Raw genomic sequence first — 18690 nt, 5'->3', positions numbered from 1 at the left:
GATGGCGGGGTCCGGCGCCGGCGGCAGCGGGGTGGACGAAGGCGGGGTAACCGGTGCGGCCCCGCTGACCCCGCGCGCCCGTGCCAAGGCGCGGCGGCGGGGCGAGATCCTCGCGGCCGCCGCCCGGCTCATGGCCCGCCGCGGATTCCACGCCGTGCGCCTCGACGACATCGGTGCCGAGGTGGGAATCTCCGGTCCCGGCATGTACCGCTACTTCTCCTCCAAGGAGGACGTGCTCGCCGAGATGCTGCTCGACATCTCCCGGCGGCTGCGCGACGGCGGTCGCGCAGCGGTGGAGCGCGGCGGCGACCCGGACCGGGTGCTCGACGCCCTGCTCGCCGTCCACGTCGACTTCGTGGCCACCGAGCCCGACCTCATCAGCGTCCAGTTCCGCGACCTCGGATCGCTCCCGGCCGCGCCCAGGCACGAGGTGCGGACCCTGCAGCGCGAGTACGCCGAACTGTGGGTCGACGCCCTCGTGCGCCTGCGGCCCGAGTTGACCTCCACGCAGGCGCGCGCGCACGTCCACGCGGTGTTCGGTCTGCTCAACTCGAGCCCGCGCCTGCCGGCGATGGCCGAGGCCGACCTGCGCGCCGTCCTCACCACGATGGCGTCGGCGGCCCTGCGGTCGTGACCGCGGGGCCGCCGGGCCGCGGACCGACCCGACGCCGAGCCGGCGGGCTGCGGACCGACCCAACGCCGAAATCCGCTACCCTCCGTCCGGATCCGCTGCTCCCATAGGGGTAGCGGATCCGGAGCGGGAGTAGCGGATTTCCGAGCGGGGTGGGGCGCGGCGGCGGGTCGGGCGTCAGCCCAGGGCGGCCCGGAGGCGGGCCAGCTCCTCGCGGTAGCGCTCGACGTTCGCCAGTTTGACCTCCTCGTAGCCGCGGACCATGTCCGGTAGCTCGGCCAGCGCCACCGCGGTGCCGCGCCAGGTCGCGTCCCGGCCCGCGGGGCCGGCTCGCCGCAGGTCGTCCACGAGCTCGTCGACCAGGGTGCGGTACTCGTCCAGCAGCTCCCGCTCGACCCGGCGGACGCCCGCGTAGCCGAAGACGTCCAGCGGGGTGCCGCGCACGCGCTTCATCCGGGCCAGTGCCCGCATCGCCGGCATGGCCTTCGGACCGAGCGAGATCTTCTTCTTCATCCCCAGTGCCCGCAGCGCCGGCGGGTGGAGCTGCAGCCTGGCCACCGCCCCCTCGCCCCAGTCCTCGTCCAGCTGTGCGGCGAATTCCGGATCGATCGCCAGGCGGGCGACCTCGTACTCGTCTTTGAAGGCCATCAGCTTGAACAGGTTCCGCGCCACCGCCAGGGCGAGCGGCTCGGACGCCGAACCGGCCGCGGTGCCGTCCTGCAGTGACCCGTCCTGTAGGGACTCGGCGTCGCGCACCGCCTCCACCCGCCGGACGTAGTCGGCGGCGTACGCCTCGTCCTGGTAGGCGACGAGCTCGTCGACCCGCCGGGTCACCACGGCACGCAGCTCGTCCGAGGCCTCCGCGCCGAGTCCGGCGAGCACCCGCCCGGCCGCGGGGGAGGGCTGGTGCGTCCCGGAGGTGGCCGCGGTCGCCGGGCGGTGGAGCGTGTCGAGCAGCGCGGACAGGGCCTGCGGGTCCGCGACGGCCTGCCGGCCCCGGCGGAACGCCTGGAGGTTCGATTCGACCGCGACGCCGTTGAGCTCGACGGCGCGCTCGATCGACCCGGCCGAGATGGGCAGGGCACCGCTCTGGTACGCCGCGCCCACCATGAACATGTTGGCCGTCTGCGTGGATCCGAAGAGCTTCTCCGTGAGCTCGCCCGGGTTCAGGTAGATGCCGCGTGCGGAGGCCCGGTCGATGGCGGCCTGGATGTCCGACGTGGCGGGGTAGTGCTCGGAGGTGTCGATCACCATCTTCCCGGTGGGGATCCGCGTGGTGGACACGACCGCCGTCGTGCGATCGGGGTGGGCGACCTTGAGGTGCTTGTCGTCGGCACCCACGAGCCCGTCGCAACACAGGTAGAGGTCGCAGTCTCCCGCGCCGATCTTGGGGGGCTGCTCCACGGGCGTCCGCGAGACGCGGACGTCGGAGACGACCGCGCCGCCCTTCTGCGCGAGGCCGGTCATGTCGAGGGTCCTGGCCGAGTTGCCGTCGAGCACGGCCGCGGTGGCCAGCACCGCCGAGACGGTGACGATCCCGGTCCCGCCGATGCCCGTCAGCCGCAGCGAGAATCCGCGCTCCGCGTCGATGTCTGCGCGCTCGGGTTCGGGCAGCTCCGCCGCGTCCAGGGACGGCGCGGTGGCCACCCGCTCGGTGCGGGCCCCGGGCACGACGGTCACGAAGGCGGGACAGTCACCCTGCAGACACGAGAAGTCGAGGTTGCACGTCGACTGGTCGATCTGCGTCTTGCGCCCGAACTCGGTGTCGACCGGGTGCACGGACAGGCAGTTGGACTTCCTGCCGCAGTCGCCGCACCCCTCGCAGATGCGCTCGTTGATCACCACGCGTTGATCCGGCGTGGGGTAGTCGCCGCGCTTGCGGTGGCGGCGCTTCTCCGCGGCGCAGTACTGGTCGTGGACCAGCACCGTCACACCGGGCACGGCGGCGAGCTCCTGCTGGACCTCGAGGGTCTCCGTGCGGTCGCGGACCTCCACGCCGCGCGGCAGGCCGCGGGCCCGGGTCGCCTTGACGTCGTCGGTGGTGACGACGATCTTCGCGACCTTCTCCGCCTGCAGCAGGCGCACGATCTCGGGCAGGCTCATCTCGCCGACCGGGTCCTGGCCGCCGGTCATGGCGACCGTGCCGTTGTAGAGCAGCTTGTAGGTGATGTTGTCCCCGGAGGCCACCGCCGCCCGCAGCGCGAGTGACCCGGAGTGCATGAAGGTGCCATCGCCGACGTTCTGCACCATGTGCCGCTCGTCGAGGAACGGCGCCATCCCCGTCCACTGGATCCCCTCGCCGCCCATCTGGGTGACGCCGGTGACGTGGCCGACCTGCTGCTCGTCCATCATGAGCACCATCGCGTGGCAGCCGATCCCGCCGCCGACGAGAGTCCCGTCCGCGACCTTGGTCGAGCTGTTGTGCGGGCATCCCGAACAGAAGTACGGGGTGCGCGAGGCCGCGAGCGGCAGCGCGATGCGGGTGCGGACGCGCCCCGGGCCGTCGAGCCAGGCGCTGGCGGAGGCGATCCCGTGGACGGTGCCGAGCCGCTGCGCGAGGCCGCGAGTCACCGAGTCCACATCGAGTTCGCCGAAGCGGCTGAACAGCGTCGACCCGTCCTCGTGGGCCTTGCCGACGACGTTGGCCACCCCGGGCTTGCGGAACTGGATGTCACGGATCATGGTCTCGATGAAGTCGCGCTTCTCCTCCACGACGATCACCTCGTCGAGCCCGGACATGAACTCGTCGAGGATCGTGCGTTCGAGCGGGTAGATCATCCCCAGCTTGAGGATCCGGATCCCCTGTCGGCCCAGCTCGTCGTCGCCGATCCCGAGACGGCGAAGCGACTCCCGCACGTCGAGGTACGTCTTGCCGGCCGCGACGATCCCGATCCGGTCGTCGGCGGTCGACTGCACGATCCGGTTGAGCCGGTTGAGGCGGGCGTACTCCAGGGCGCGGGGGAGGCGGATGGTGAGCTGGTTCTGCTCGAGCTCCATGAGGTTCGAGCCGAGGAGGTGCCCGGAGGGCACGTGCGGACTGGTGCCGAGATCGCCGTAGACGGGCAGGATCCGGTCGGGGTCCACGAGCGCGGTCGACGAGGCGTCCGCCACGTGCGCGGAGATCTTCAGCGCCGACCAGAGCCCGGAGACGCGGGAGAGGATCGCCGCGTGCACGCCGAAGTCGAGGACGTCCTGCGAATCGGCCGGGTACAGGGTGGGCATGTAGAGGTCGGCGAGAGCGAGCTCCGACGCGCACGGCACGGTCGAGGACTTGGCCCCGGGGTCGTCGCCCACCATCACCACGGCGCCCCCGTTCGGATCGGTGCCGATAAGGTTGGCGTGCCGTAAGGCGTCGGTGGCGCGGTCCAGGCCCGGCGCCTTGCCGTACCAGTAGCCCACCACGCCCTGCAGCGGGGCGCCGCGGGTGTGGGCGGTCGCGCGCAGGGTGCCGGTGCGGCGTGCCAGTTGCGAGCCCATCACCGCCGTCGCGCCGGCCTCCTCGTTGAGGGCCGGACGGTGCACGATGTCGAACGGGTCGAGGAACTCCGCACGCCGGGCCAGCTCGAGGTCGTAGCCGGCGAGAGGGGATCCCTCGTAGCCGCTCACCAGGCTCGCGGTGAGCAGGTTCTGGCGCCGGTCCAGCCGGGCGCGGTCGCGGACCGTCCGGACGAGCGCCTGGATACCCGTCAGGTAGATGGTGCCGCTCTCGCGCGTGTAGCGGTCGGAGAGGGAGAACGATCCGGCGTCCGCCCGCCCGAACCGGGGGAGGTCGTCGTGGGTGCCGCTCGAGGGGCCGAGAAGAGAGGTCATGATCAACACCTGGCCTGTGTGACGTCGTGGGTCTCCCCCTCAGGCTAGGACGGAATGTGAGGCGCGTCACGCGGTCATCGATCGGGCGCACACTCTGCACAACCGGAAGCGTCGGTTCCTGAACTAACTGGGCCAGTTGCCCTCTCGTCGTCGTCTACCGTGGACACATGGAACACGCACCCCAGTTGGACGATACGGACCGACGCCTCCTCCGGGTGGTCATGGCCGACCCCCGGGTCGGCGTCCGCGAGTTCTCCCGACGGCTCGGGGTGGCCCGGGGCACCGCGCAGGCACGGCTCGACAAGCTGGAGGCCCGCGGCGTCCTCGCCTCCTGGGCGCCCCGGCTGGACCCGGCAGCCCTCGGCTACCCGCTCGGCGCGTTGGTCCACATCCAGCTGGCGCAGGCGGAGCTCGAGGCGACGTGCGCGGGCCTGGCGGAGGTCCGCGAGGTGCTCGAGGTGATGAGCGTGGCGGGGGAGTTCGACCTCGTCTGCCGCGTGGTGGCGCGTGACCACGCGCACCTCGAGGAGGTGTTCAGCGCGATCATCTCCACCCCGGGGGTGCTCCGCACGCGCACCGAGGTGATCCTGCGTCAGCGCGTGGGGCCGCGCGCCACGCAGCTCCTCGGCGACTGAGCGGCATGGCGCGCGGGGCCCGCCCGCCACGCTCAGCCTGCCGGGGTGTCCCGTCGCAGGACGAGGTAGGCCAGAACGCTGGCGAGCACGGCGATGATCGTCAGGTAGGCGCTCCCGCTGAGGGCGGTCTGCGCGCCGAACCACTCGGCGATCCGCGGCCAGCCGACGTTCTGCACGATCAGCAGCAGTGCGACGGCGAGCCCGGCGACGACGGCGATCGCCACGGTCCAGAAACCGATCAGCGACAGACGCCGGAACGCCGCGGCCGCGAGGAAACCCACCAGCATCACGGCGAGGGTCAGCGTCCCGGCCAGCAGGCCCGCCCCCGCCAGGCCGTGACTGCCGGTCATGAACGGCAGGTCGAACTGGTAGGCGTGGATGCCGAACCCGTCCGTGGCCCGCTCGATCGCGGCCCCGGCCATGAAGGCGACGCCGAACGCCGCCGACACCGCCGCGAACGCCAGGTAGGCACCGAGGACGAACGTGCGACGGCTGAAGCTCAACGCCATGGCGAACGGCATGGTCTGGGTGACCGTGTAGGCGGCCATGAATCCCAGCGTCCAGATCGCGGACTGGGCGGCTCCGCTGTACATCGGTTCGCCTGCTGTGCGGCCGTCGGCGATCGCGGCGATCCAGAACGTGATGCCCACGGACACCGCCCACGACAACAGAAACACCATCATGGGCACCACGACGAAGTTGCTGCGCACGATGAACTGGAGTCGGAACGCGGACAGGATCCGCGAGGAGGTCGCGGACGGCGTGGTGGTGCCGGTGGAGGCCGCGGCCTCGGCGGTGGCGGACATCATGACGAGACCTCCGAGCTGGGTCCGGTGGTGGTGACGGCCGGGGCGTCGGGTCCCGGTCCGGTCGGTGGCGGTGGTGACGGTGAAGACGGCGACGAGGACGACGACGACGAGGCGCCCGCCGACGTCAGGTGGACGATCAGCTGCTGGAGCGAGACGGGCAGGACCTCGACGCCGTCAGCCCGCGCGCGCTGTTCCTCGAAGGGGTCCTCGGTCTGGCCCGGGGCGCGCAGGACGGTCGCCCGGAGGGTCCGCCCCATGGACTCGGAGTGGAGCACCCGCCGCGATCCCGCCAGCGAGAGCACGGCGTCGGCGGGGCCGACCAGCGTGACCGCCCGCCCCCGTAGCGACTCGACGGGCTCGTCGAGCAGAATCCGGCCCCGGTCGATCACCACGACGTTCTCGAGCAGGTGGGCGAGCTCGTCGATGAGGTGCGTGGACAGGATGAGCGTGCGGGGATACTCGGTGTAGTCCTGCAGGAGACGGTCGTAGAACAACTGGCGGGCGACCGCGTCGAGGCCCATGTACGGCTCGTCGAAGAAGGTCACGTCCGCGCGCGAGGCGATCCCCAGGATCACCGCCACGGCGGAGCGCTGGCCGCGCGACATCTTCTTGATCCGCGTCCGGGCGGGGACCTGGAAGTCCTCGGCGAGGCGCTCGGCGAGGTCGGCGTCCCAGTGGGGGTAGGCCATCGCCGCGGCCTTGAACGCGTGTCGGGCGAAGGAGTCCTCGATATAGCGCTGGTCCTCGCGGACGAAGCAGATGCGGGGGAGCACCTGCTCGTTCTCGTGGGGACGCAGGCCGAACACCCGGACGTCGCCCGTGCTCGGCCAGTCCTGGCCGGAGGCGATCGACATGAGCGAGGTCTTGCCGGCGCCGTTGCGTCCCAGCAGGCCGTGGATGACTCCCGCCTCGAACGAGACGGTCACGTCGTCGAGGGCTGTGGCGTCGCGGTGGTGGCGCGAGAGATGGGTGATGTCGATGGCGTTGGTCATTGCGCCCTCTCCTTGGGTGGGCTGGGGTGTGCGGCGGAGCGCGGGAACGTGTCGGAGTGCGGGTACGTGTCGGAGCGCGGGTGCGTGGCGGTGCGCGGGTAAGCGGCGCGGACCATGTCGACGATGTCCTCGACGTCCAGCCCGATCGCGCGGCCTTCGGTGACCATCGCGGCCACCACGTCGTCGGTGAACCGCTGTCGTCGTTCCGCGTGCAGGAGTTCGCGGGCCCCGGGCGTGACGAACATGCCGAGTCCGCGGCGCTTGGTCAGGACGCCGCGGTCGACCAGGAGATTGATCCCCTTGGCGGCCGTCGCCGGGTTGATGCGGTGGAAGGCGGCGAGCTCGTTCGTGGACGGCGCACGCTCGCCCTCGGTGAGAGAGCCGTCCAGGATCGACGATTCGATCTGTTCGGCGATCTGCACGAAGAGCGGTCTGCCGTCGTCCACCTGGGCGTCCCCTCGGGTTGGTGGGTTAGTTACTCAACTAGTGGACCATTTGACCTGCGGGGACGTCAATGGTCGCTTTGGCCGTCGGTGCGGGGGGCGGGTGCGGGTATGGCGGGCGCGGCTGCGGCCGCGGAGGCGCGTGTGGCCTCGAGGGTGCGGCTGCGGCCGCGGGGCGGGGCCGTCAGTCCCAGATTCGAGCGAAGGGGTGGGCCGCCTCGTACTCGGAGGCCACTTCGAGGAGGACGCGGTCCTGCCCGCGGCGTGCCGAGAGGTGCACGCCGACCGGCATGCCGTCCGGTGCACGGCCCGCGGGCAGCGACACGGCGGGGGAGCCGGCGACGTTCTGCAGCGGGGTGAAGGTGACCCAGTCGGAGACCCGCTCGAGGTGGGTCTCGAACGGCTGATCGGCGTCGAGGTACCCGACCTCCGGGGTCTCGTGCGCCACCACCGGGTTGAGGTAGATGTCGACATCGCCGAAGTGCGCGTCGAACTGGCGGCGGACTCTGGCCAGCCGCGCGAGCCGGAGGGGCAGGGTCGGCAGGTTCCGTCTGGCCATCCCGGCTAGTCCGAGGGTGAACGGGTCGAGCCGGTCGTGGGCGAAGTGCGGATCAAACAGGCGCTTCCCGCCCGCCGCCGTACTCATCGCGAGCAGTCCCCAGTAGGCGATGAAGTCGTCGCGGAACGACGCGGCGACGGGCGCGGCCACGGGCTTGATCTCGTGCCCGAGTGCGGACAGTCTCTCGGCGGTCTGCCGCAGAACCGCGAGGCCTGCGGCGTCGGTCGGCCCGCCGGCGGGGCTCGTCTCGACCATCCCGATTCGCAGGCGGCGCCGTGGCGCGCGGCGGACGTGGCCGATGGGCGGGACGCCGACCGGGCGATACGCGGATTCGAATGCCGTGAGGAAGGCGACTGTGTCCCGCACCGACCGCGTCACGACCGACTGCGAGATGAGCTTGATGGGCATGGAGGCAGAGAACGACTCGTCGGGGTGCCGGCCCCGGCTCGGTTTGAATCCGACGAGCCCGGTGACCGCGGCGGGGATGCGGATCGATCCGCCGCCGTCGTTGGCGTGGGCGATCGGCAGCGCGCCGGCGGCGACGAGGGCCGAGGACCCGCCCGAGGAGCCGCCGCTGGTCCGGCCGGTGTTCCAGGGGTTCCGGGTGACCAGCCCGCCCTGTCTCTCGGTGGCGGCGGTCCAGCCGAACGGTGGCATCGCGGTGGTCCCGATCGGGTTGAGTCCCGTCGCGCGGAACAGCGGCGCGTAGGGGCCGTCCCGCAGGGCCGGGGTGGCGGGCACCGCGAGCGAGCCCATCCGCATGGGCGAACCGGCCACCCGGACGGCGTCCTTGAACGCGCTCGGGACGCCGGCCAGCGGGGCGGACAACTCCGAGGAATCGTGCCAGGCGGCCCGCGCGCGGGCGCGGTCGAAGTCGGTGTGGACGAGAGCGCCGAGCGCGGGGTCCACCGCTGCGCAGCGATCGATCGCCGCCCCGAGGAGTTCGGTGGGCGAGACCTCGCGCCTGCGCACCCGCTCGGCCAAGGCCGTGGCGTCGTCGTATCCGAGCGCGTCGTCGCGGAAGGCGTGCAGCCGCCGTGGGCCGACGGACGGGTCGGCTGCAGCATCGGCCGTGTCTGTGGCGTCAGTCACGCCCCCACTGTAGGGCGATGCGGACTGGTAAATCGGGTCCACCTCTTGACAGATCCTGCGCGGCCGTGGATCTTAGGAGGAGCTAACTAAGGCAAGGGTCACCTAATGCGGTACTCGCATCAGGATCCGAATCTGGAGGTCTCATCGATGACAGCGCACCCGATCGTGTCGAATCCGGTCACCACGGGCGCGCGTCGTCTTCTCGACGGATCGGGCGTCGCCACCATCGCCGTTCGGGGCACCAAAAATCGCTCGGACGTCATGGTCTCGGCGGGGCACCGCTGGGTCGGCGAGGGGACGATCGTCGTCACCGGGGCCCCGGCGCCCTGGTCCGGCCTGATGGTCGCGCCCGGCGACTCGGTCGAGGTCGTGGTAATGATCGACGAGTTCGCCCCGATCGTCGAGGCCAAGGTCCATGTGGCGAGCCTCTACGGGTTCGGGGTGGCGCGCGCCGCCCGTCAGGGCGAGGGGTGGATTGTCGAGATCGAGATCGAACTCGGGGAGGTCAACGTGCGCCGGCTGGGGCATGAGGGGACGGTCGACGCGACCCATCTGGACGCGGTCCCGTCGGACCCCCTGGCATGCGAGACGCCCGGTCTCGCGGACGAGATCCGGGCGCGCTTCGGCTCCGACCTGGCGGTGCTGGCCGGGTCCGGGGACCCGGCTCAGCCGCCGTATGTGTTGGGCGTCGATGCCGACGGTCTGCATCTGCTGACCGCCCTCGGCACCGATGCCGATGTCATCCACCTGCCGTTCGTGACCCGGGCGGAATGCGTCAACGACGTCGTCCGCGAGATGGGTCAGTACGTGGCCCGCGCCAGCTGAGAGGCGATCTGCCGGCGCGGCATTGCGCCGATCAGGCCGGGGTGTAGGTGAGGCAGTCGGCGGTGTCGGCGCCGGCGCCGATCTTGACCGACTCCGCGGAGCAGAGCAGGTCCTTGTTGTAGGTGCACTCGACCCGCTGGCAGGCGCCCACGTGAGCGCTCGCGGTGGGCAGGCCGCCGCGGACATCCAGCGAGATGAAGGTGCCGCACTCGGCGTGGTCGGGGGCGCCCGCCACGGTGATCGCCCCCGCGTTGCAGCTCTGGTCGCTGTTGAACGAGCACGCGGTGACTGTGCAGGTGCTGATTCCGGTGAGAGTGGCCATGACGATCGCTCCTCGTGTGGCTGTGGCTGGGTGGTATGCCTCAGAGTCAACACCGAACGGCGCGGGCTTGCAAGCAAGTTGAGGCTGTGCTAAGTCAGGCAAGCCTAAACTCTCTACCTGCACGTATGCGCCCGATGGCATGTTTTCACGGCATTCCGCGATCGCTCTGTCCGGGTTCGTCCTGCGGCAGGTCCGCCCCTCTTGGCCCGTCCGGAACTCGCCGCCGCCCGGCCGGGGGCGCCGCCACGGGTGTGTCCGCTCCCGCGCATGGCGTCTCGCCCCTGCGGATGCACGGCCGAGCCATCGCCGCCCCTAGGCATGGCGCCCCGCCCGCGCATCGGGGCGCGCGAGACGTCATGGCCGCGCGCGGCTATATCCGAGCTGGCGGCGCCGCTGGGTCTGTGCCGGCGGCGCGCGGCTGCGTCCGGGTTGGCTGCGCGCGACTGGGTCTGCATCGGCGGCGCGCAGCTGTCCCGGCGGCCGGCCGGGTGTTCCGGAACGGCCGCCGCCGGCTCTGGACATTTGTGAGCCGCGGCACTATCGTCGTTTTCAGTTAATCCGACTTAACTGAAAGGGAGCGGCGCTGATGACTTCCGCGACCACCAATCGCCAGGCCCACGAGGAACTGCTCGCCGACCTCCGCGAGCGCCTCGAGCGGGCCGCGCAGGGCGGCGGGGAGAAGGCCCGCGCGCGCCATCTCGAGCGGGGCAAGCTCCTCGCCCGCCAGCGCGTGGACGTCCTGCTCGACCCGGGCAGCCCGTTCCTCGAGCTCTCGCCGCTGGCCGCCGAGGAGATGTACGGCGGCAAGGCGCCCGCTGCGGGCGTCGTCGCCGGGATCGGGCGGGTCTCGGGCCGTGAGTGCCTGATCATCGCCAACGACGCCACGGTCTCCGGCGGCACCTACTACCCGATGACCGTCAAGAAGCACCTGCGCGGCCAGGAGGTGGCGCTGGCCAACAACCTGCCGTGCATCTACCTCGTCGACTCGGGCGGGGCGATGCTGCTGCAGCAGGACGAGGTCTTCCCGGACCGCGACCACTTCGGCCGGATCTTCTACAACCAGGCGACCATGTCGGCCAAGGGCATCCCGCAGATCGCCGCGGTCATGGGCTCGTGCACCGCGGGTGGCGCCTACGTGCCGGCGATGAGCGACGAGGCCGTCATCGTCCGCAACCAGGGCACGATCTTCCTCGCGGGACCACCGCTGGTGAAGGCCGCGACGGGCGAGGAGGTCACGGCCGAGGAGCTCGGCGGCGGCGACCTGCACGCCAAGACATCGGGCGTCGTGGACCACCTGGCCGACGACGACTACGACGCGCTGATGAAGGTCCGCGAGATCGTCGCCACGTGCCCGCCGGCCCCCGAGCCGGACTGGGAGGTGCTCGAGCCCCGCGAGCCCGCGCGCCCCCAGAGCGACCTCTACGACCTCGTCCCCGTCGACTCCCGCAAGCCGTACGACGTGCGCGACATCATCGGCACGATCGTCGACGGCGGCGAGTACACGGAGTTCAAGGAGAACTACGGCACGTCGATGGTCACCGCGTTCGCCCACATCCACGGGCACCCGGTGGGGATCATCGGCAACAACGGCGTCATCTTCTCCGAGTCCGCGCTCAAGGGCGCGCACTTCATCGAACTGTGCGACCGCCGCAAGATTCCCCTGGTGTTCCTGCAGAACATCACGGGCTTCATGGTGGGCCGACAGTACGAGGCCGGGGGCATCGCCAAGAACGGCGCCAAGATGGTCACCGCGGTCGCGTGTGCCCGGGTGCCCAAGTTCACCGTCGTCGTCGGCGGGTCGTTCGGCGCCGGCAACTACTCGATGTGCGGCCGCGCCTACTCGCCGCGCTTCCTGTGGATGTGGCCCAACGCGCGCATCGCCGTGATGGGCGGCCCGCAGGCGGCGGACACCCTCGCCTCGGTGCGCGCCGCGCAGGTGACCAAGGCGGGAGGGGAGTGGACGGACGAGCAGCAGGCCGAGTTCACGGCCCCGATCCGTGAGCAGTTCGACGAGCAGTCGACGGCGTACTACTCGACGGCCCGCCTGTGGGACGACGGGATCATCGACCCCGCCGACACCCGTACCGTCCTCGGCCTGGCCCTCGCGGCCGCGGCCAACTCCCCCCTCGAGCCGGTCAACAACGGCGTCTTCAGGATGTGAGCAGCGCCATGTCAGAGAAACTGTCACAGAAACTCCACACCGTCATGGTGGCCAACCGGGGTGAGATCGCGTGCCGCGTGATCCGCTCGCTGCGGGCGGCCGGGATCCGTTCGGTCGCCGTCTACTCCGATGCCGACGCCGACGCGCTGCACGTGCGCATGGCCGACGCCGCGGTCCGCCTGGGACCGGCGCAGGCCACACAGTCCTACCTCGACATCGACAAGGTCATCGACGCCTGCCGCCGCACCGGCGCGCAGGCGGTGCACCCGGGGTACGGCTTCCTGTCGGAGAACGCGCGGTTCGCGCGCGCGCTCGACGAGGCGGACCTGATCTTCATCGGGCCGCCGGCGTCGGCGATCGAGACCATGGGTGACAAGATCACCGCCAAGGCGGCGGTGTCCGAGCGTGACGTGCCCACCGTGCCGGGGATCTCCAGGCCCGGACTGACCGACGACGAGCTCATCGCGGGCGCGGAGGAGGTCGGGTACCCGGTCCTCGTCAAGCCCTCTGCGGGTGGAGGCGGTAAGGGGATGCGCCGCGTCGCCGATCCCGCCGAGCTGCCGGCCGCGCTCGAGTCCGCCCGGCGGGAGTCCGCGGGCGCGTTCGGCGACGACACCCTGTTCCTCGAGCGGTTCGTCGACACCCCGCGCCACATCGAGGTGCAGGTCCTTGCGGACACCCACGGCAACGTCATCCACCTGGGTGAGCGCGAGTGCTCGCTGCAGCGCCGCCACCAGAAGGTCATCGAGGAGGCGCCCAGCGCGCTGCTCGACGAGGCGACCCGCGAGCGGATCGGTCAGGCCGCGTGCGACGCCGCCCGGTCGGTGGGCTACGTGGGCGCGGGCACGGTGGAGTTCATCGTCTCGGCCCATGCCCCGGACGAGTTCTTCTTCATGGAGATGAACACCCGCCTCCAGGTCGAGCACCCGGTCACCGAGATGGTCACCGGTGTGGACCTCGTCGACTGGCAGGTGCGCATCGCCGCGGGCGAGGAGCTCACGCTGCGCCAGTCCGACATCACCCTCACCGGCCACGCGATCGAGGCGCGTGTGTACGCCGAGGACCCGGCGAAGGGCTTCCTGCCCACCGGCGGCACGGTGCTCGGCCTCGAGGAGCCGTCCGGGGACGGGATCCGCGTGGACTCCGGACTGAGGGTCGGCACGGTCGTCGGCAGTGACTACGACCCCATGCTCGGGAAGGTCATCGCCCACGGCGCCGACCGGGCCGAGGCGCTGGCCCGGCTCGACGCCGCGCTGGCCGGCACCCACGTGCTGGGCCTGCGGACGAACGTCGATTTCTGCCGCTTCCTGCTCTCCCGCCCCGAGGTGATCGCGGGCGACCTCGACACGGGCCTGCTCGACCGGTCGGTCGACGACTACGTCGCCACCCCGGCGCCCGAGGGAGCGCTGGTCGCCGTGGCGATGCACCGGACCGAGGAGCGGTGGGCCCGGGTCCCCGCGCGACGCCGCGGGCCGTGGGACGTGCCCAACGGCTGGCGGATCGGCGGTCGCGCCGAGGTGTGGACACGGCTCGATCCCGGGGCCGGCTCCGAGGCCGTCACCGTGGGCCTGAAGGGCACGCCTGACGACGCCGAGGTGACCATCACCGACGCGACCATCGGATCCACCGAGGAGCCGACGGTCGCGGCCCGTCATCACGCCCGGGTCGCGCGGGACGGCGCCTCCCTGAGGCTGACGGTCGACGGCACGCAGCAGCGGTGGACCGTCGTGCGCTCGCGCGACCCGAAGGCGTCGGACACGTTCTGGGTGGCCGGCGACGGCGGCACGTGGGACCTGCGGCTGCTGCCGCTCATCGACTCGCGGATCCACGACGGCGGCGCGGCGGACGGCCAGATCCTCAGCCCCATGCCCGGCTCGGTCATTGCCTGCTTCGCCTCCGACGGCGACGAGGTCACGGCCGGGCAGAACATCCTGGCCGTCGAGGCCATGAAGATGGAGCACTCGCTCACCGCGCCGATCGACGGCGTGGTCCGGGTGCATGTCACCACCGGCGAGCAGGTGCCCGCCGACCACCTGCTCGCGACCGTCGAGCCCCACCCCTCCACTGACGAATCCGAAGGAGCAGGCGATGCCTGAGTTGGAAGAGCACTACGCGGACCTCAAGTCGACGGTCGCCGACTTCGCCGACAAGGTGGTCGCCCCGGCCTCCGCCGAACACGACCGCAACCACACCTTCCCGTACGAGGTCGTGACCCAGATGGGCGAGATGGGCCTGTTCGGCCTGCCGTTCCCCGAGGAGTTCGGCGGGATGGGCGGCGACTACTTCGCGCTCGCGCTGGCGCTGGAGGAGCTGGGCCGGGTCGACCAGTCGACCGCCATGACCCTCGAGGCCGGCGTGGGCCTGGGTGCCATGCCCATCTACCACTTCGGCACCGACGAGCAGCGTGAGAAGTGGCTGCCCGACCTGGCCGCCGGCCGGAAGCTGGCCGGCTTCGGCCTCACCGAGCCCGGCGCGGGATCGGACGCCGGTGCCACCAAGACCACCGCCAAGCGGGACGGCGACGAGTGGGTGATCAACGGCAACAAGCAGTTCATCACCAACTCGGGCACCGACATCACGTCGCTGGTCACGGTGACCGCGGTGACCAGCGTCCGCGACAACGGCAAGAAGGCCATCTCGACGATCATCGTCCCGGCCGACACCCCCGGCTTCACCGCCGAGCCGGCCTACGACAAGGTCGGCTGGAACTCCTCGGACACGCACCCGCTGACGTTCGCCGACGCCCGCGTGCCGGTGGAGAACCTGCTGGGCGAGGAGGGGCGCGGGTACGCGAACTTCCTGTCGATCCTCGACGAGGGCCGCATCGCGATCGCCGCCGTGGCCACGGGCGCCGCGCAGGGCTGCGTCGACGAGTCGGTGAAATACGCGCGTGAGCGCGAGTCGATGGGCCGCAAGATCGGCGAGTTCCAGGCCATCTCGTTCAAGATCGCCCGCATGGAGGCCCGCGCCCACACGGCCCGCTGCGCCTACCACGACGCCGCGCGCCTCATGCTGGCCGGCAAGCCCTTCAAGAAGGAGGCCGCCATCGCCAAGATGATCGCCTCGGAGGCGGCCATGGACAACGCGCGCGACGCCACGCAGATTCACGGCGGCTACGGCTTCATGAACGAGTACCCGGTGGCGCGGCACTACCGCGACTCGAAGATCCTCGAGATCGGCGAGGGCACCACCGAGGTGCAGCTCATGCTGATCGCCCGGGGGCTCGGGTTGTGAGCGCGCGGCAGGACGGGGGCGCCGACGCGGCGCAGCGACCGGAGCGCAAGGAAGTCGTCCAGCGCGGCCTGTGGTTCGAGGAGTACGAGGTGGGCACCGCCTATCTGCACCGCCCGGGCCGCACGATGACCGAGGCGGACAACGTCCTGTTCACCACGCTGACGATGAACACGCAGGCCCTGCACCTGGACGCGGCGTGGGCGGCGGAGCAGCCCGGCTTCGGCGGGGAGCGGCTCATGAACTCCATGCACACGCTGTCCACGCTGGTCGGTCTGTCGGTCGCGCAGCTCACGCAGGGCACGATCGTGGCGAACCTCGGTTTCTCCGAGGTGAGCTTCCCCAAGCCGGTGCTGCACGGCGACACGCTGTACGCGGAGACCGTCTGCACGGACAAGCGCGAGTCGAAGTCGCGGCCGGGCGAAGGCATCGTCACGCTCGAGCACATCGGCCGCAATCAGCACGGCGACATCGTGGCGCGCGCGGTCCGCAAGACCCTCGTGCGCAAGCGCCCGGCGGGGGAGGGGACGGCATGACCCCCGCCCCGACCTGGATCCCGCCCGGGCCCGCGCTGCTGTTCTGCCCGGCCGATCGGCCGGAGCGCTACGGCAAGGCCGCCGACCGGGCGGACGTGGTGATCCTCGACCTCGAGGACGCCGTCGCGCCGGCCGACCGCCCCGCGGCCCGGGACGCGCTGCGCGCCTCGTCGCTGGACCCGGAGCGCACGATCGTCCGCGTCAACCCGGTGGGGACCGAGGATCACGCGGCCGACCTCGAGGCCGTCGCGGAGACCGGGTACCGCTGCATCATGCTCGCCAAGAGCGAGTCGGCCGCGCAGGTGACCGACGTCCACACCGCGACCGGGGCGGCGGTCCTCGCGCTCGTGGAGACGCCGCTCGGCGTGGTCCGCGCCGAGGAGATCGCCTCCGCGCCCGGGTGCACCGGGATGATGTGGGGCGCCGAGGACCTGCTCGCCGCGATGGGCGGCTCGACGAGCCGCTTCTCGACCGCCGAGGCGGGCGGCCCCCGCGTGGCGGGCGAGTACCGCGACGTGCCGCGTCACGCCCGCGCGCGGGTAGCGCTCGCCGCGGCCGCGTTCGGTCGGTGGGCGGTGGACTCCGTCCACCTGGACATCGCCGACGAGGCCGGTCAGCGCGCCGAGGCTCTCGACGCCGTGGCGCTGGGGTTCGTGGGTACCGCCTGCATCCATCCGTCCCAGGTGGCGGTGGTGCGGCAGGCCTACGCGCCCGACGACGACGAGGTGGCCTGGGCCCGGAAGGTACTCGCCGCCGCGGAGCACAACCAGGGCGTGTTCCGGCTGGACGGTCGCATGGTCGACGGTCCCGTCTTCCGCCAGGCCGAGGCGACGATGCGTCGGGCCTCGGCCGCCACCTGATACCGCCGCCACCTGATACCGCCGCCACCTGACACCGCAGTTCCCTCTTCGCGGGCCGCCCGGCCCCACCCTCAAGGAGTAGCGAGATGACCACCACCGATCTCGATGCCACCCCCCTCGGCCCCGCGCTGTCGCACACGCGCGGGGAGACCGACGTCCCTCTCCTCACCCAGACGATCCCCGAGAACCTCGCGGCGACCGTCGAGGAGTTCGGTGACCGCGACGCGCTCGTCGACGTGCAGGCCGGCCGGCGCTGGACCTACAGCGAGTTCCTCGCCGACGTGCGCCGGCTCGCCTCGGGCCTGCACCGTCTCGGGATCCGCGCCGGCGACCGGGTGGGGATCTGGTCGCCCAACCGGTGGGAGTGGGTGATGGTCCAGTACGCCACCGCCGAGATCGGCGCCGTGCTGGTCAACATCAACCCGTCCTACCGCGTCCACGAGCTCGAGTTCGTCCTGGGCCAGGCCGCGATCAAGGCGGTCATCGCGGCCCCGCAGTTCAAGGACTCGGACTACACCGGGATGCTCGCGCAGGTGCAGCCGAACTGCCCGGACCTCGAGCTGGTGGTGCTCTTCGGCGACGAGGAGTGGGAGTCGATGGTCTCCGGGCCCACCGACGCCGACGTCCTCGCGGAGATCCGGGCGGGGCTCACGAACCACGACCCGATCAACATCCAGTACACCTCCGGCACCACGGGGTTCCCCAAGGGTGCGACGCTCTCGCACTCGAACATCCTCAACAACGGGTACTTCGTCGGTGAGCTCATCAGCTACTCCGAGGTCGACCGGGTGTGCATCCCGGTGCCCTTCTACCACTGCTTCGGCATGGTGATGGGCAACCTCGCGTGCACCACCCACGGGTCGTGCATGGTCATCCCGGCCCCCGCGTTCGACCCGGTCGCCTCGCTGAAGGCGGTCGAGCAGGAGAAGTGCACGAGCCTGTACGGCGTGCCGACGATGTTCATCGCCGAGCTCGCGCTCGAGGACTTCGACTCCTACGACCTGTCCACACTGCGCACCGGCATCATGGCGGGCTCGCCGTGCCCGGAGGCCACCATGCGCCAGGTGATCGACCGGATGAACATGGACGAGGTGTCGATCTGCTACGGCATGACCGAGACCTCGCCGGTGTCCACGCAGACCCGCGCCGACGACTCGCTCGACCGGCGCGTGTCCACCGTGGGCCGGGTCGGCCCGCACTTGGAGATCAAGATCATCGACCCCTCGACCGGGGAGACCCTGCCGCGCGGGGAGGCCGGCGAGTTCTGCACCCGGGGCTACAGCGTCATGCTCGGGTACTGGGAACAGCCCGACAAGACGGCCGAGGCCATCGACGAGGCGGGGTGGATGCACACCGGCGACATCGGGGAGATGGACGCCGACGGGTACGTGAAGATCACCGGCCGCATCAAGGACATGGTGATCCGGGGCGGCGAGAACATCTACCCGCGTGAGGTGGAGGAGTTCCTCTACACCCACCCGGACATCCTCGACGCCCAGGTGATCGGTGTGCCCGACGCCAAGTACGGCGAGGAACTCATGGCGTGGGTCCGGCTCAAGCCGGGCCGCGACGACCTCACCGCCGACGAGGTCCGCGAGTTCGCCACCGGCAAGCTCGCCCGGCACAAGATCCCGAAGTACGTCCACGTCGTGGACGAGTTCCCGATGACCGTCACCGGCAAGGTCCGCAAGGTCGACATGCGCAAGACCGCCGTCGAGATCCTCGGCATCGCCTGACGGCTCGCCCGCCCGCCAAGACATGGCCCGTCCAACCCAAGGAGTGCG

Annotated in this window: 15 protein-coding genes; 9 read left to right on the top strand and 6 right to left on the bottom strand. The window is 71.2% G+C overall.

Annotated features, from left to right (window positions below):
- The first annotated feature begins 1 nt into the window (after nt 1).
- Nucleotides 2–634, top strand: a complete 633-nt coding sequence (locus A6035_RS11175) for a TetR/AcrR family transcriptional regulator (RefSeq protein WP_108847844.1) — start codon at nt 2–4, stop codon at nt 632–634.
- Between the two features lie 174 nt (nt 635–808).
- On the opposite strand, the gene A6035_RS11170 is transcribed toward A6035_RS11175, so the two are convergent.
- Nucleotides 809–4441 (bottom strand): indolepyruvate ferredoxin oxidoreductase family protein, encoded by a 3633-nt coding sequence (locus A6035_RS11170; RefSeq protein ID WP_108849240.1) that lies wholly within the window; start codon nt 4439–4441, stop codon nt 809–811.
- A 167-nt stretch (nt 4442–4608) separates the two neighbouring features.
- Between A6035_RS11170 and A6035_RS11165 the strand changes: the two genes are divergently transcribed.
- Nucleotides 4609–5076, top strand: a complete 468-nt coding sequence (locus tag A6035_RS11165) for an Lrp/AsnC family transcriptional regulator (protein ID WP_108847843.1) — start codon at nt 4609–4611, stop codon at nt 5074–5076.
- Nucleotides 5077–5108: 32 nt separating this feature from the next.
- Here A6035_RS11165 and A6035_RS11160 read toward each other — a convergent pair whose 3' ends face one another.
- The 4 genes from A6035_RS11160 to A6035_RS11145 form a co-directional block, all read right to left on the bottom strand.
- A complete protein-coding gene (locus tag A6035_RS11160) occupies nt 5109–5885 on the bottom strand; it encodes a hypothetical protein (RefSeq protein WP_108847842.1) in 777 nt (258 codons plus the stop codon).
- Nucleotides 5882–6877 carry an ATP-binding cassette domain-containing protein gene (locus tag A6035_RS11155; RefSeq protein WP_108847841.1) on the bottom strand — a complete coding sequence of 332 codons (996 nt, stop codon included), beginning with the start codon at nt 6875–6877 and terminating at the stop codon, nt 5882–5884. The genes A6035_RS11160 and A6035_RS11155 overlap by 4 nt, the downstream gene beginning before the upstream one ends.
- Nucleotides 6874–7323, bottom strand: coding sequence for a GntR family transcriptional regulator (locus A6035_RS11150; protein WP_108847840.1), 450 nt, complete (start codon nt 7321–7323; stop codon nt 6874–6876). Before A6035_RS11150 ends, A6035_RS11155 begins: the two co-directional genes overlap by 4 nt.
- A 181-nt stretch (nt 7324–7504) precedes the next feature.
- Nucleotides 7505–8971, bottom strand: a complete 1467-nt coding sequence (locus tag A6035_RS11145) for an amidase (RefSeq protein ID WP_108847839.1) — start codon at nt 8969–8971, stop codon at nt 7505–7507.
- A gap of 147 nt (nt 8972–9118) precedes the next feature.
- Here A6035_RS11145 and A6035_RS11140 point away from each other — a divergent pair, with 147 nt between their 5' ends.
- On the top strand, nt 9119–9796 hold the full coding sequence (locus A6035_RS11140) for a hypothetical protein (protein WP_108849239.1): 678 nt from the start codon (nt 9119–9121) through the stop codon (nt 9794–9796).
- Nucleotides 9797–9827: 31 nt separating this feature from the next.
- On the opposite strand, the gene A6035_RS11135 is transcribed toward A6035_RS11140, so the two are convergent.
- Nucleotides 9828–10118: a DUF1540 domain-containing protein gene (locus A6035_RS11135; protein WP_007629396.1), complete on the bottom strand. Its 291-nt coding sequence runs from the start codon at nt 10116–10118 to the stop codon at nt 9828–9830.
- A gap of 586 nt (nt 10119–10704) precedes the next feature.
- Here A6035_RS11135 and A6035_RS11130 point away from each other — a divergent pair.
- The 6 genes from A6035_RS11130 to A6035_RS11105 all read left to right on the top strand — a co-directional run bounded on the left by A6035_RS11130 (nt 10705) and on the right by A6035_RS11105 (nt 18642).
- Complete coding sequence (locus A6035_RS11130) at nt 10705–12279, top strand: carboxyl transferase domain-containing protein (protein ID WP_108847838.1); 1575 nt, start codon at nt 10705–10707, stop codon at nt 12277–12279.
- 8 nt (nt 12280–12287) lie between these two features.
- Nucleotides 12288–14375 (top strand): acetyl/propionyl/methylcrotonyl-CoA carboxylase subunit alpha, encoded by a 2088-nt coding sequence (locus A6035_RS11125; protein ID WP_108847837.1) that lies wholly within the window; start codon nt 12288–12290, stop codon nt 14373–14375.
- A complete protein-coding gene (locus A6035_RS11120; RefSeq protein ID WP_108847836.1) occupies nt 14368–15513 on the top strand; it encodes an acyl-CoA dehydrogenase family protein in 1146 nt (381 codons plus the stop codon). Before A6035_RS11125 ends, A6035_RS11120 begins: the two co-directional genes overlap by 8 nt.
- Nucleotides 15510–16046, top strand: coding sequence for a MaoC family dehydratase (locus tag A6035_RS11115; protein WP_200836442.1), 537 nt, complete (start codon nt 15510–15512; stop codon nt 16044–16046). The genes A6035_RS11120 and A6035_RS11115 overlap by 4 nt, the downstream gene beginning before the upstream one ends.
- A complete protein-coding gene (locus A6035_RS11110; RefSeq protein WP_108847835.1) occupies nt 16043–16906 on the top strand; it encodes an HpcH/HpaI aldolase/citrate lyase family protein in 864 nt (287 codons plus the stop codon). The genes A6035_RS11115 and A6035_RS11110 overlap by 4 nt, the downstream gene beginning before the upstream one ends.
- Nucleotides 16907–16992: 86 nt before the next feature.
- The gene (locus A6035_RS11105) at nt 16993–18642 is read left to right on the top strand and encodes an AMP-binding protein (protein WP_108847834.1); all 1650 of its coding nucleotides are present in this window, start codon (nt 16993–16995) and stop codon (nt 18640–18642) included.
- Nucleotides 18643–18690: the final 48 nt, after the last annotated feature.

Origin of the sequence: Dietzia lutea, from assembly GCF_003096075.1 — a bacterium.
Taxonomy (GTDB): Bacteria; Actinomycetota; Actinomycetes; order Mycobacteriales; family Mycobacteriaceae; genus Dietzia; species Dietzia lutea.
This window is presented reverse-complemented; position numbering and strand designations above follow the sequence as displayed.